This is a genomic window from Vibrio sp. 10N.222.55.B11, from assembly GCF_041473705.1.
Classification (GTDB): Bacteria; Pseudomonadota; Gammaproteobacteria; order Enterobacterales; family Vibrionaceae; genus Vibrio; species Vibrio crassostreae_C.
In genome coordinates, this window is record NZ_JBFRST010000050.1 from 108,483 (window position 1) to 122,263 (window position 13,781).

The 13,781-nt window shown below is 38.0% G+C and carries 15 protein-coding genes; 12 read left to right on the forward strand and 3 right to left on the reverse strand.

Annotated features, from left to right (window positions below):
• Positions 1-18 precede the first annotated feature (18 nt).
• The 3 genes from gpsA to AB4503_RS18410 form a co-directional block, all read right to left on the reverse strand.
• A complete protein-coding gene (gene gpsA, locus AB4503_RS18400; protein ID WP_372115510.1) occupies positions 19-1,065 on the reverse strand; it encodes an NAD(P)H-dependent glycerol-3-phosphate dehydrogenase in 1,047 nt (348 codons plus the stop codon).
• A 175-nt stretch (positions 1,066-1,240) separates the two neighbouring features.
• Positions 1,241-1,708 carry a protein-export chaperone SecB gene (gene secB / locus AB4503_RS18405; protein WP_009847959.1) on the reverse strand — a complete coding sequence of 156 codons (468 nt, stop codon included), beginning with the start codon at positions 1,706-1,708 and terminating at the stop codon, positions 1,241-1,243.
• A 106-nt stretch (positions 1,709-1,814) separates the two neighbouring features.
• On the reverse strand, positions 1,815-2,249 hold the full coding sequence (locus AB4503_RS18410) for a rhodanese-like domain-containing protein (RefSeq protein WP_016786319.1): 435 nt from the start codon (positions 2,247-2,249) through the stop codon (positions 1,815-1,817).
• 276 nt (positions 2,250-2,525) lie between these two features.
• On the opposite strand from AB4503_RS18410, the gene rfbB reads away from it, so the two are divergent.
• The 12 genes from rfbB (at position 2,526) to AB4503_RS18470 (ending at position 13,777) form a co-directional block, all read left to right on the forward strand.
• The gene (gene rfbB / locus AB4503_RS18415; RefSeq protein WP_171732270.1) at positions 2,526-3,611 is read left to right on the forward strand and encodes a dTDP-glucose 4,6-dehydratase; all 1,086 of its coding nucleotides are present in this window, start codon (positions 2,526-2,528) and stop codon (positions 3,609-3,611) included.
• Positions 3,611-4,480, forward strand: coding sequence for a glucose-1-phosphate thymidylyltransferase RfbA (rfbA, locus tag AB4503_RS18420; protein WP_102311749.1), 870 nt, complete (start codon positions 3,611-3,613; stop codon positions 4,478-4,480). The genes rfbB and rfbA overlap by 1 nt, the downstream gene beginning before the upstream one ends.
• Positions 4,480-5,436 carry an NAD-dependent epimerase/dehydratase family protein gene (locus AB4503_RS18425; RefSeq protein WP_171732269.1) on the forward strand — a complete coding sequence of 319 codons (957 nt, stop codon included), beginning with the start codon at positions 4,480-4,482 and terminating at the stop codon, positions 5,434-5,436. Before rfbA ends, AB4503_RS18425 begins: the two co-directional genes overlap by 1 nt.
• The gene (glf, locus tag AB4503_RS18430) at positions 5,433-6,563 is read left to right on the forward strand and encodes a UDP-galactopyranose mutase (RefSeq protein WP_171732268.1); all 1,131 of its coding nucleotides are present in this window, start codon (positions 5,433-5,435) and stop codon (positions 6,561-6,563) included. Before AB4503_RS18425 ends, glf begins: the two co-directional genes overlap by 4 nt.
• Entirely contained in the window at positions 6,560-7,420 is an 861-nt protein-coding gene (locus AB4503_RS18435; protein WP_171732267.1) for a glycosyltransferase, read from the forward strand. The genes glf and AB4503_RS18435 overlap by 4 nt, the downstream gene beginning before the upstream one ends.
• Complete coding sequence (locus AB4503_RS18440) at positions 7,417-8,190, forward strand: ABC transporter permease (RefSeq protein WP_171732266.1); 774 nt, start codon at positions 7,417-7,419, stop codon at positions 8,188-8,190. Before AB4503_RS18435 ends, AB4503_RS18440 begins: the two co-directional genes overlap by 4 nt.
• On the forward strand, positions 8,187-9,161 hold the full coding sequence (locus AB4503_RS18445) for an ABC transporter ATP-binding protein (RefSeq protein ID WP_171732265.1): 975 nt from the start codon (positions 8,187-8,189) through the stop codon (positions 9,159-9,161). Before AB4503_RS18440 ends, AB4503_RS18445 begins: the two co-directional genes overlap by 4 nt.
• 25 nt (positions 9,162-9,186) lie before the next feature.
• A complete protein-coding gene (locus AB4503_RS18450) occupies positions 9,187-9,915 on the forward strand; it encodes an acyltransferase family protein (protein ID WP_372115511.1) in 729 nt (242 codons plus the stop codon).
• Positions 9,916-10,281: 366 nt separating this feature from the next.
• A complete protein-coding gene (locus AB4503_RS18455; protein WP_171732263.1) occupies positions 10,282-11,127 on the forward strand; it encodes a sugar nucleotide-binding protein in 846 nt (281 codons plus the stop codon).
• A gap of 2 nt (positions 11,128-11,129) precedes the next feature.
• A complete protein-coding gene (locus AB4503_RS18460) occupies positions 11,130-12,158 on the forward strand; it encodes a GDP-mannose 4,6-dehydratase (RefSeq protein WP_171732262.1) in 1,029 nt (342 codons plus the stop codon).
• 12 nt (positions 12,159-12,170) lie between these two features.
• Complete coding sequence (locus tag AB4503_RS18465; RefSeq protein WP_372115512.1) at positions 12,171-13,202, forward strand: hypothetical protein; 1,032 nt, start codon at positions 12,171-12,173, stop codon at positions 13,200-13,202.
• Complete coding sequence (locus AB4503_RS18470; RefSeq protein WP_102306737.1) at positions 13,190-13,777, forward strand: SIS domain-containing protein; 588 nt, start codon at positions 13,190-13,192, stop codon at positions 13,775-13,777. Before AB4503_RS18465 ends, AB4503_RS18470 begins: the two co-directional genes overlap by 13 nt.
• Positions 13,778-13,781 lie beyond the last annotated feature (4 nt).

Here is a 13,781-nt window from a genome sequence, read left to right on the forward strand (position 1 = left end):
ACGACTTAATAAGCGATGTTATCGCTCTGACTTCTTGTCTCGAGCAAGCAGATCTTGTGCCGCTAAGTGGGCATCTTTCCCTTGATACAGCACTTGATAGATTTGTTCAACAATTGGCATCTCAACACCCATACGTTCGGATAGTAACCAAACTTCTTTAGTGTTGCGATAGCCTTCGACCACTTGGCCGATCTCTTCTTGTGCAGTATCGACGTCTTTACCTGAACCTAAAGCCAATCCAAAACGACGGTTACGTGATTGGTTATCAGTACAGGTTAGTACTAGATCGCCCAGCCCTGCCATACCCATAAAGGTTTCGGGTTGTGCACCCAGTGCAGCGCCTAAGCGACTCATTTCAGCTAAACCACGCGTGATCAGTGCAGTACGAGCATTGGCACCAAAACCAATGCCATCCGACATGCCTGCGCCAATTGCGATAACATTTTTCACCGCGCCGCCAAGTTGCATGCCGATGAAATCTGAGTTTGCGTATACGCGGAATGTTTTACCGCAGTGGATCTTCTCTTGCAGCTCTTCTAAGAATACTTCATCTGGTGAAGCGACAGAGATAGCCGTTGGCATGCCCATCGCTAACTCTTTGGCGAAGGTTGGCCCTGATAGGACCGCTAACGAGTATCCATCACCAAGCACATCGTGTGCGACATCTTTAAGTAAACGACCGGTTTCTGGCTCTAAGCCTTTGGTCGCCCAACAGATGCGAGAGTCTGAGGCTAAGTAAGGTTTAACGCTGTTAAGCACAACGCCAAATACGTGGCTCGGGACGACAAGCAAAAGATCGCGGCTTGAAGTCACTGCTTTTTCTAAGTCAGATTCAATGATCAGACTTTCTGGGAATTCTATATTTGGTAGAAACTCATTGTTCGCACGCTCTGATTCAAGGCGATTCATATGAACAGGATCATGTCCCCAAAGAACAACATTGGCACCGTTACGCGCTAGAGATATCGCTAAAGAGGTTCCGTAAGAACCAGCGCCAATGACCGTCATGGCGATTTCTTTGCCGTAAGCGTCTGCCGTGTTAGTCGGGCGAGTTGTGTCTGTCATGCTTCCACCTAAAAATAATGAGGGAAATCGAAGAATTCTGGAAAAGCTTCCTAATAATCAGAAGGCTTTCTATCTTAGTACAGTGTAAAGAAAAAATGCACATCGCAGAAGTTACGATGTGCATTTAAGAGTTAACTAGCGTTTGAAACGTTAGGATTAAGTTCTACTTTGAGACTTAAGCCTGCTCGCCTTCAGCTTGTTGAGCTTGGTTCTGTAGGTAGTTCATGAACAAAGCATCGAAGTTTACAGGTGCTAGGTTCAGTTGTGGGAACGTACCTTTAACCACTAGGCTAGAAATCGTTTCACGAGCGTATGGGAACAGGATGTTCGGGCAGAATGCACCTAGGCAATGAGCCAGTTGGCCAGCTTCCATTTCGCTAGCAGAGAAGATACCGCCTTGTTGAACTTCACAAAGGAATGCAGTGTCTTCTGCGTTCTTAACCGTAACCGTTAGACGTAGGATGACTTCGTAAACACCTTCGCCAAGTTCACGGCTTTGAGTGTCTAGATCCAGTTTTACATCTGGGTTCCACTCTTTTTGAAACATGTCTGGAGAGTTTGGCGCTTCGAAAGATACGTCTTTTAGGAAGATACGTTGGATTGCGAAGTTTTGTTGTGCGTCTTGTTGTGCTGCTTCAGCCATTTTCTTGTCCTTAAAAATTTAAATTAGGTTTTGTTCGTCATATCTGCCGGACAAAACCTTAAAGTCATATTCGTTGAATCAGGTCAGCTTACTTCTTGCCTTTAACCTATTTTTTACCTTTAACTAAAGGTAGATTCGCTTCGCTCCAAGCCACTAAGCCACTTTTCAGTACGCTTACGTTTTCGAAACCTGCTTTAACCAGCAAGTTCGCGCTTTCTTGAGCAGTTTGACCTGTCTTGCATACTACGATGATTGGGTCTGCTTTGTGGCTTTCAAGGCTACCAAAGCTATTTGCTTTGATATCTGACGGCAAAATGTGAACTGCGTCCGTAATATGGCCCTTTTTGAACTCATCTTTAGTACGAATATCAACCACAACACCGTTTTCACGGTTAATCATGTGTGTGGTTTGCGCTGCCGTGATCTCTTTGTAGGCTGCGTTTGATGTCTTGATAACGTTAGCAATGATGGCAACAACCAAGCCGATCCATACGATGGCTAAAATCATATTCTCTTGAACAAATGGCACTAACTCTTGCATATCTTGAACTCTTATTCGTTATTGGGCGAAAATTTATAGGCTAGGAGTATAGCGAGATTTTGGGTTTGGTGTACATAGCGTTAGCTTCATCACGCACACAACTAGATTTTTTTTTGATTATATTCGTTGATACATAGATAATGGAGATATTTACATTTTTAACTTTGAATGCGTAGTGTGGTTTCGCTTTGTGACCAATGGGCGGTAGCGTGCCTAACGGATATTACTCGTGCGTGTTAGGTTTTTTGGTTTTAAAGCTTTATTTTAGGAGTTTTTGTGAAGATATTAGTCACCGGTGGCGCTGGTTTTATCGGCTCAGCAGTTATACGTCACATTATAAATAATACATCTGACAGCGTAATAAACGTTGATAAGCTGACTTACGCAGGTAATTTAGAATCTCTTATCGAAGTGGACTCGAGCGAACGTTACGCATTTGAGCAAGTGGATATTTGCAAGCGTTCAGATCTTGACCGAGTGTTCGCTGAGCACAAACCGGATGCGGTAATGCACTTAGCCGCTGAATCGCATGTTGACCGTTCTATCACTGGGCCTGCAGCATTTATTGAGACGAATATAGTTGGTACATACACGCTACTAGAAGCCACGCGCGAATACTGGAATAATCTTGAAGATCATGTAAAAACAGATTTTCGCTTTCATCATATCTCTACTGATGAAGTTTATGGTGACCTGCCTCACCCAGATGAGGTTCCAGAAGGTGCTGAGCTACCAATGTTCTTGGAAACGACATCTTATGAGCCATCTAGCCCTTACTCTGCCTCAAAAGCATCAAGTGACCATTTAGTGCGTGCATGGTTGCGTACTTACGGCCTGCCAACTATCGTCACTAATTGCTCAAACAACTATGGCCCATACCACTTCCCTGAAAAATTGATCCCACTTGTCATCTTGAATGCTCTAGAAGGAAAAGACCTTCCTATCTACGGTAAAGGTGACCAGATTCGTGACTGGTTGTTCGTAGAAGACCATGCTCGAGCGCTCTACAAAGTAGTTACCGAAGGTAAAGTCGGCGAGACTTACAATATTGGTGGCCATAACGAAAAGAAAAACATTGAAGTTGTGAACACGATTTGTGAAATCCTTGACGCTCTAGTACCAAAAGGGAGCAAATACGCAGAGCAAATAACGTATGTTCAAGATCGTCCTGGTCATGACCGTCGCTATGCCATTGACTCATCTAAGATGCAACGTGAATTGGGTTGGACGCCAGAGGAGACGTTTGAGACAGGTCTTCGTAAGACAGTTCAATGGTACCTAGACAATGCCAAGTGGTGTCAAAACGTACAAGATGGTAGTTATCAACGTGAGCGTCTAGGTGTCATGGCAGGAGATAAATAATGAAAGGTATTGTATTAGCAGGTGGTTCAGGAACACGTTTATATCCACTTACACGTGGCGTGTCGAAACAACTGTTGCCGATTTATGACAAGCCAATGGTGTTTTACCCGATTTCTACATTAATGCTCGCTGGTATTAAAGATATTTTGATTATCACTACGCCGGAAGATAATGCGGGTTTCAAGCGTTTGTTAGGTGATGGCTCTGATTTTGGTATTAACCTTGAATATGCAATTCAACCAAGCCCTGACGGGTTGGCTCAAGCTTTCATCATTGGTGAAGAGTTTATTGGTGATGACAGTGTGTGTTTAGTCCTTGGAGATAATATTTTCTACGGTCAGTCATTTTCACAAACCTTACAAAATGCGGCATCAAGAGAATCTGGAGCAACGGTTTTCGGTTATCAAGTGAAAGATCCGGAGCGTTTTGGTGTTGTTGAGTTTGATGAAAACATGAAAGCGGTATCTATTGAAGAAAAGCCAGCAACGCCAAAATCAAATTATGCAGTTACAGGCTTATATTTTTACGATAACCGTGTGGTTGAAATGGCAAAGCAAGTGAAGCCATCTGAGCGTGGTGAGCTAGAAATAACGACCCTTAATGAGATGTACCTAAACGATGGCTCATTGAACGTTGAGCTACTAGGTCGCGGTTTTGCGTGGCTAGATACCGGTACACATGAGAGCCTTCATGAAGCGTCTTCTTTTGTACAAACAATTGAACATGTTCAAGGATTGAAAGTGGCTTGCCTTGAGGAAATTGCTTTACGAAATGGATGGCTATCTAAGGAAGAAGCAATCAAGAATGCTACTCCTATGAGTAAAAACGACTACGGTAGATACATCATTAATCTAGCTAAAGGTGACTAATGGAATCACAACATAACGGAGTGTTAATTACTGGTGGCGCCGGATTTGTTGGTAAAGCGTTGATTCGCAAATTACTAGATAACAATATACCAACAGTTGCCTTAGATGTTGTAGGGAAACCTGATTCTTTGCCTGAGTTAAGTAAGAATTTCAAGTGGCTTGAGCTTAGTTACCTTGAAGTCGCTATCGATAAAGGGCAACTGAGCAGAATTATAGATTCAAACAATGTAAAGACGGCTATACATTTAGCGACGACAATGTTTCCATCAGCGTCAGAAACGGACTTAGATAAAGATCTGTTAGACAACATGTTGGCGAATACTCGCTTATTTAGAAGTCTTTATGAGAGTGGCTGCGAAAAAATCATATTTGCATCATCAGGCGGAACGGTTTACGGACAGTCGGATAAAGTGTTTCACGAAAGCGATGGATACAACCCGAACATTTCATATGGGGTGAATAAGGCTACTACAGAAGTTTATTTGAATTATCTTGCGCAAAAGTATGACAAGCAGGCGGTATCCCTCAGGATCTCAAACCCTTATGGTGAAGAGCAAAACTTAGAGGGGAACCAAGGAGTTATACCTATATTCTTAAATAGGGTATCGAAGGGATTACCATTGACGATAGTTGGTTCGCTAAAAAATAAGCGAGATTATGTTTATATTGGTGATCTTACAGATGCTTTTATAAAGGTGATTGAATATAAGGGACAACAAAAGGCTTTTAATATAGGTTCGGGAGTTCCGACCTCACTAACTGAACTTATCAATATGATTGAGCAAAAAATGAGTACCAGTGTAGAAAAAAAGCTGGGTGACCAATCTATTGATATTGAAAATAGTGTTAAGTTAGACGTGAGTAGGGCTAAGCAAGAGCTAGATTGGCAGGCTAGTGTTAGCCTCGCATGTGGCATTGAAAAACTAATTAAATTTCATAAGTTGAAGAAAAAATGAAAAAAATACTAATCATTGGTTCAGGTTTTAGTGGACTTACAATCGCAAGGTTGCTCGCCGAAAAGGGAGTGAAGGTAAAAGTAGTAGATGATAGAGCACATATTGGCGGTAACTGCTTCGATAAGAGGGATGAAAAAACTAACATAAATGTCCACGTCTACGGGCCACATATTTTTCATACAGATAATAAAATGGTTTGGGATTTTGTTAACAAGTGGGGAGATTTTGAACCTTACATAACAAGAGTGAAGGCAACTGCTAACGGAAAGGTATACTCACTACCTGTAAATCTTCACACGATAAATCAGTTTTATGGAGCTGCTCTCTCTCCCACAGAAGCTAAGCAATTAATTGAGTCGAAAGGTGACCAGAGTATCCAGGCACCGAAGTCATTTGAAGAGCAAGCTGTAAAATTTGTTGGTGATGATTTATATAAAACTTTTTTCTACGGCTATCCAAAAAAACAGTGGGGGATGGATCCTACAGATATTCCTGCATCTGTATTGAAGCGTTTGCCTGTCCGGTTTGATTACAATGATAACTACTTTTCACATCAATACCAAGGTATTCCAAGAGATGGTTATACTGCTATTTTTGAGAATATGCTAAATCATCCTAATATTGAGTTAGTGTTAAATGTTAAGTTAGTTAAAGAAGATGTGGATAAACTCATAGATGAAGAGGGCTATGAACATGTATTTTTCTCAGGAGCTATAGATCACTTTTATAACTACGAATTTGGTAGACTAGAATATCGAACTTTAAAGTTCGAAAAATTTTATAGTGAAGATGATTACCAGGGTTGTGCTGTAATGTCTTACTGTGATGAAAATGTCCCATTTACTCGAATTACGGAACATAAATACTTCACTCCGTGGGAAAAGCATGAAAAAAGTGTCATGTATAAAGAGTACAGCAAAAAGTGTGAGGATGGTGACATTCCATATTACCCAGTTCGACACGTATCGGGAGATGATGTTTGGAATTTATATGAAGCACGCTCGAAAAAAGAAAAGAATATAACTTTTGTTGGCCGGCTAGCGACTTATCGTTATCTTGATATGGATGTATGTATTAAGGAAGCGATTGAGTGCTTCGAAAATTATTGTCTAAAAAGCGGAATATGATATTTACAGTTGTGATTGTGTCCTATAATCGGACTCAAAAGTTGCAAGACTCAATCCAACAACTATTACGCACCTCTTTGGACGAAATAGTTGTTGTTGATAATAATTCATCATCGTTAACACGGGATATTTTAGACGAATTTTCAGAAAAGGATTCTAGAATTAGTGTAATTAAGCTTGATCAGAATAAAGGGGCTTCATTTGGCTTTTTTACTGGTCTTGAGCACCTAGAAAAAAAATATGATAAGTTTGTCATTACGTTTTTAGATGATGATGCCTTTTTTGGTGAAGATTTTTTAGATGAAATCAAAAGTTCTTATAAGAACCTTGGGAGTAATTATGCTTATTTAGCTCCTCAAGTTATCAATAAGAATAAAATTAGACTAAATATGAATAGACCGATGAACTTTGTACCTAGTTCAATAAAGAAAAGTCTAAAATTTTTGATAAATCGTCGAAACTTTGGTGAGATAAGTGGTTCAATTGAAGCCGCTAGTTTTATTGGGTTAACAATCTACAATGACGGAATTTTCAAATACTCATCGTTAATACCAACTGACTACTTTCTTTATTTCGATGATCTGACATTTACTCATAGACTGTCCAAAAAAATGAGCTTAAATGGCTACTATCAAGATAAATTAATTGTAACTCATGATGTGGATGATATCGGTAGAGAATTTGATGAATTTCGACTTTCTTATATTCTAAAGAATAGTAGGAGGTTTAATCGTGAAATTAATGGTATTTTCGGTATTTATCCGTTATTAGTTCATATTTATTACTTTTCCATCTTTGCTAAAAAAATGAAATTGAATGTGTTTTTTAAAGCATTATTTAAGAGAAACTCGTTATGAGCCGCATGCCCTTTAGAACTTTAGAGCTAGTATGGATAAAAGCCAAGCTTAATTTAAAGTCAGAAGCTTCGATCAATTACCTTAGTTATGCATGGTGGATTATTGAGCCACTATTGCAAATGGCTATTTACTATTTAGTTTTTTCTTTTTTGCTTAAGCAAGGTGGGCCTGATTATGTCCCTTTTTTGCTAACTGGATTGATTCCTTGGATATGGTTTGGGCGTAGCGTGAGTCACGCTCAGGGAAGCATTATACAAGGTAAGTACCTGATGAGTCAGGTACATGTACCTAAGATATTCTTTCCTTTAACTTTCATATTACAAGATGCAATAAAACAAATCCTAGTGTTTCTATTGCTTTTCGTATTTTTACTAATTTATGGTTATGAATACAACTCAGTCTTGCTTTGGTTTATTCCTATAGTTTTAATTCAATTATTACTTATAGTAGCGTTCTCATTAGCCGTCTCATTAATAGTTCCATTTGTTCGGGATTTTTCCTTTGTGATTGAAACAGGATTGCAAATAATGATGTTCTGTTCTGGTATTTTCTTTAACTATAGAGATATACCTGCAATGGAGTCAAAGATCTTTTTCGTAAACCCAATGGCGGTTATGTTAAGTTCATATCGCGATGTATTAATGTACAAAACAGTTCCTAATTTGGACCTGTTGTTATATGTAATCATATTGTCTTTAACCATTATTTCGGTATGTTTATTCGCTTTTAAAAAACTAGAATATATCTTGCCGAGAGTAGTACAAAAATGACTATTGATAAAGCCATAGAATTAAAAAACGTTAGTGTTATCTATAAGGAAAGAACTAGTCTTTTTTCTTATGATCAACACACAGCCTTAAAAGATATTACATTTGATGTATTTAAAGGTGAGACATTAGGCATCATTGGCCGTAATGGTGCGGGAAAGTCAACATTACTAAGAATCTTGGCTGGAATTATTAAACCTGATGGTGGTAATATTCATATTAACACACAAAGCGTTTCATTAATGGCACTACAAGCTGGCTTTGATCCTAATTTATCAGGAAGGCAAAATACTATAATTAGTGGAATGTTGCTTGGACATAGATTATCACATATTAAGAATCTTATTGATGATATAAAAGAATATTCAGAGCTAAAAGAGTTTTATGAAAAGCCGATTAAGAATTATTCATCGGGTATGCTAGCAAGGTTAGGCTTTTCTATTGCTATGTATACAACTCCAGAGGTGTTACTTATTGATGAGGTTCTTGGTGTTGGTGATGTGACATTTGCAGAAAAGGCTCAAAGCAGTATTAAGGAAAAAATAAAATCTAATACCACTGTGATAATAGTTTCCCATGATGAAGCTCAATTGCGATTACTTTCTGATAGGTTGGTATGTATCGAGGATGGAGTTGTTATAGCTGAAGGTAGCAGCGATTCTGTGTATATTAAATATAACATGATGATGAAGCTAACCAGTTATGGATTGGAGTTTAATAAATATGAAAACCCATACATAGTTGATCTGAAAATAGGTGATGTTAACTTATCGAAAGAATATGCAGATGTACAGTTTTTTTTAGAGGGAATGAAATCATTATTATTTAGATCAAGCCTCGATGATTCTCAAGTGAGTCACCTAGTTATTGAAGAAAGTCGTGTTTGGATGAGAATATATTATAATGTAGAATATATTCTCGCAATCGATGACAATTTTAATCAAGCCATAACATTTTCTATTCGTACAATATAATCTACCTTATAATGAATATATTACAATGAACATACAAAGATTTTCTGCTATCGATGGATTTCGAGGGCTATTCGCTTTTACTGTTTTGCTAAATCATGCATTTAATGCAGTTTCAAATTGGACCAACGATGTACCTTTTAAAGGACCGCACTTAAGTGTAGTATTTTTCTTTATGATATCAGGCTTTGTTTTAACTCATGCGCATGGTAAAGAAGAAAAGTTTTCTAGTTATTTTATTACTCGCATTTTGCGGTTGTGGCCACTGGTATTTATATCAACAACGGCTATGCTTTGTATCTACGCTTTCAATGCAAAAACAGGAGGTTATCTTCCCCCTGAAGATGTCTTTAGTGTCTGGCTATGGATTCAAAACTTCTCTTTAATTCATGGTGTTTTTGATAGCGACTTTTATGTAATTAATGGTCCGGCATGGAGTATTAGTATAGAGTTATGGGCCTCACTTTTAATCCCACTCATATTCGTTAAAATGAGTATATTAGTAAGGTTTATAGTTGCATTACTACTGTTTTCACTTCTAGCCTGGAATTCAGAAACAGGTCTTGGAAGTAGTGGTTTTTACGGTTTATACAACTTTATTTATGCTGTATCTTCAATGCTCCTTGGATCTGCGTGCTATACACTTTTCTCATCAAAGAAATATTTCACATCATACAAGCATATAGAAATTTTTATGTGGGGTCTCATTTTTTGTTTGTATGCTAGGTATTTACTATCAACCAGCACATTCAAATAGAGCAGATTACTTCTTTATTTTATCGTTCATACCATTAATGGGAGTAGATTTCTTAGGTGAGCGTTCCCCAATAAAAAAAATGATGAGTAGTAATATTTTTCAGTTTTTAGGCTATATTAGTTTTCCGTTGTATCTACTTCATTTTCCACTTTTGATAACAGGGATAATGTATCAGGGGAAAGAATCCCCATATACAGAAATTTTAATGTTCGTTTCGATATCAATTTTTATATCATATATTTATGCATCTTTGGTTGATGTTAGATTATATAAATATTTAAAAGGGAAGGTATTATTACCCCCTTCGAAGAGAGAAAATTGAGTTATAATATTTGGTTTATTTATTAACTTTCTAGTTAGGTTTTTATGAATTTTGAAAATAATGTTTATATATTTGGATCTTCAGGTTTTGTTGGAGATTCTTTATACAAAAAATTAGATTTTTCTAATAAGTTTACCGTCGGAAGAACTAACTGTGATGTGTCTTTAGACCTATCTAGCAACAAATTTGATGATTTACTTTCTAGAGTCCAAAAAGATGATGTCGTTGTTTTTCTTGCGGCTATATCCTCCCCTGACTTGTGTGAAAAGAATTTCGATCAAGCTTATAATATTAATGTAACTAATACGATTCTTCTCATCGACAAGCTTATTGTCAAAGGCGTAAAAGTCATATTTTCGTCAAGTGATGCTGTGTTTGGGTCTGCTAATAAACTTTGTTTTGATGACTCAGAAACGAAACCGTTTGGTCAATATGGGAAGATGAAATCTCAAGTTGAAGAGAGTTTTAAAGGTAATGAGAATTTCTTTGTTGTTCGATTTTCATATGTTTTAGCCAAAGATGATAAGTTTTCTCTGATGGTAGCTGAGCATGCAGAATTAGGAAAAAACCTTGATGTCTTTGACGGATTTGAACGCAACGTTATTTCGCTTGATGACGTGTTATTGGGTATAAAAAATATCATTGTAAACTGGAATGACATAGAAACCAGAACTGTAAATTTTTCCGGTCATCAACTTGTAAGTCGACAGGATATAGTGAAAGAATTAGCGGACCAAAAACATCCAAATTTGACCTATTCTTTTACGGAAGCTCCAGTTAGCTTTTGGAAAGGTAGACCTAAGAGAATAAATACTGAAAGTAAATATTTAGATGCGATTTTAAAGAGACCTGCAAAATCGTATAAAGAATCTATCAAGGAGTACAATTAAAAATGAAAAACGTTCTGATTACCGGTTTTACTGGACAAGTAGGCTCACAGCTTGCCGACTATCTTTTGAATGAAACAGATTACGACGTCGTTGGAATGATGCGTTGGCAGGAGCCAATGGATAACATTTATCAACTGACAGAAAAGATCAATGCTAAAGAGCGTGTTTCTGTTGAGTACGCTGACTTAAATGACTTTGCATCTCTTTATGAGCTAATCGATTCAAAGCGTCCTAGTTTTATTTTTCATTTAGCAGCGCAGTCCTTTCCTAGGACTTCTTTTGATATCCCTATTGAGACTCTACAGACCAATATTATCGGTACGGCTAACTTACTTGAATGTGTTCGCAAGTTAAAAGCAGCAGACGGCTACAATCCCGTGGTACATGTTTGTTCATCTAGTGAAGTATATGGTCGAGCAAAAGTTGGTGAAGCTTTGAATGAGGAATCACAATTTCATGGCGCTAGTCCATATAGTATCAGTAAAATTGGAACAGACTACCTTGGCCAGTTTTACGGCGAAGCATATGGCATTAAGACCTTTGTGACGCGTATGGGGACTCATACAGGTCCGAGACGAAGTGATGTATTCTTTGAAAGTACTGTTGCAAAGCAAATTGCTCTTATCGAAGCAGGCTATCAAGAACCCAAATTAAAGCTTGGTAATCTTGCAAGTGTTAGGACATTCCAAGATGCTAGAGATGCGGTTAGAGCGTATTACCTTCTTGCTCTCGAGAGCGAAAAGGGCAACGTGCCTTGTGGTGAGGCATTCAATATTGCAGGTGAAGAGGCATTTAAGCTTCCTGAAGTTATTGAAATATTATTAGGTTTTAGTACTCGCAATGATATAGAAGTTGTAACAGATACAGATCGTTTACGTCCTATTGATGCCGATTATCAGATGTTCGACAACACTAAGATCAGAAATTTTATTGATTGGAAGCCGGAAATTGCTACATCAGATATGTTCAAAGATTTATTACAGCATTGGCGTGATGAAATCTCTTCTGGTCGTATTCCTTTAAATCGTTAGGAAAAAATATTAATGAAAGTTAGAAGCAAAGCGCCTTTACGCCTTGGAATTGCCGGAGGGGGGACTGATGTGTCGCCCTACAGTGACACATATGGCGGATGCGTACTCAATGCGACCATTAATATGTACGCATATGCATATGTCGATGATGAAATTGAAGGCAATAAAGTCTATTTTGAAGCTGTTGATTTAGGGATTAGCGAAGAGATAGACTTGAGTCAAAATGAGTTTGGGTTAGAAGGTAAACTCAAGCTTCACCGCGCTGTATATCTTCGAGTTATGAATGACTACTTCGGTGGAGAGTTAAAGCCATTGAGAATTATTACTCACTCAGATGCTCCTGCAGGCAGTGGTCTTGGTTCATCTTCAACCGTCGTTGTTTCAATGCTTCAAGGGCTTACTCATTTATACTCATTGCCTCTAGGTGAGTACGACTTAGCTCAGTTGGCCTTTAGTATCGAACGAGTTGATTGTTCCCTTTCTGGTGGAAAACAAGACCAGTATGCAGCAACGTTTGGTGGTTTTAACTTCATGGAGTTCTATGCTCAGAATCATGTAGTGGTGAACCCATTGAGAATTCGCCGCTATATTGTGAATGAACTTGAATCATCTTTAATACTCTATTTTACAGGAACATCTCGTGACTCTGCTAAAATTATAGATGACCAAATCAAGTCTTTAGAGGAGGACAAAGACTCTAAGCTTGAAGCTATGCATAGTGTAAAGCAATCTGCTTACAGAATTAAAGAGCATTTGTTGAAATCAGATATTGATGCGATGGCTGCTGATTTTCTTGATGCATGGGAAAGTAAGAAAAAAACGTCATCTTCAATAACGAACCCTATGATCCAAGATATTGAAAATGAAATATTCAATATCGGTGCCAAGTCAATGAAAGTGTCTGGAGCAGGTGGTGGTGGCTTTATGATGATATTTGTTCAGCCAGAAAAGAAAAATATAGTAGAACGTAAGCTTGAGCAATTTGGTGGTCAAGTATATAAATTCCAATTTGTCGAAGAGGGAGCATATTCGTGGACAATCTAGAATACATCCATAGCTATTTAAACAAGAGTATTTCAGTTAAACAAAAGTTAATTTCTTCAAATGAAGTATTAGCTCAAGTTTCTAAAGTTGCAGATTTAATTATCGAAGCATATCGTAACGGTAATAAGGTTATTATAGCAGGTAATGGTGGTAGTGCTGCTGATGCGCAACATATCGCCGCTGAATTTGTGAGTAGATTCTTTTTTGATCGACCTGGTTTGCCTGCTTTAGCTTTAACAACGGATACATCTATGCTGACGGCAATTGGTAATGATTACGGATTCGATAAACTTTTTGCTCGACAATTACAAGCACAGAGCCGAAGCGGGGATATCTTTATTGGGATTAGTACCTCAGGAAACTCTGAAAATATAATTAATGCTATGAATCTAACTAAAGATTTAGGTGTGACAAGCGTTGCATTGTGTGGCGAAAGCGGTAAGTTAAAGGATATGGTTGACTACTCTATTAACGTACCTTCTACCGTGACTCCTTACATACAAGAGTGTCATATATGTATCGGTCATATGATCTGTGCGATTGTTGAAGAAGTTATATTTAAAACGGAAGAGTAAGTTT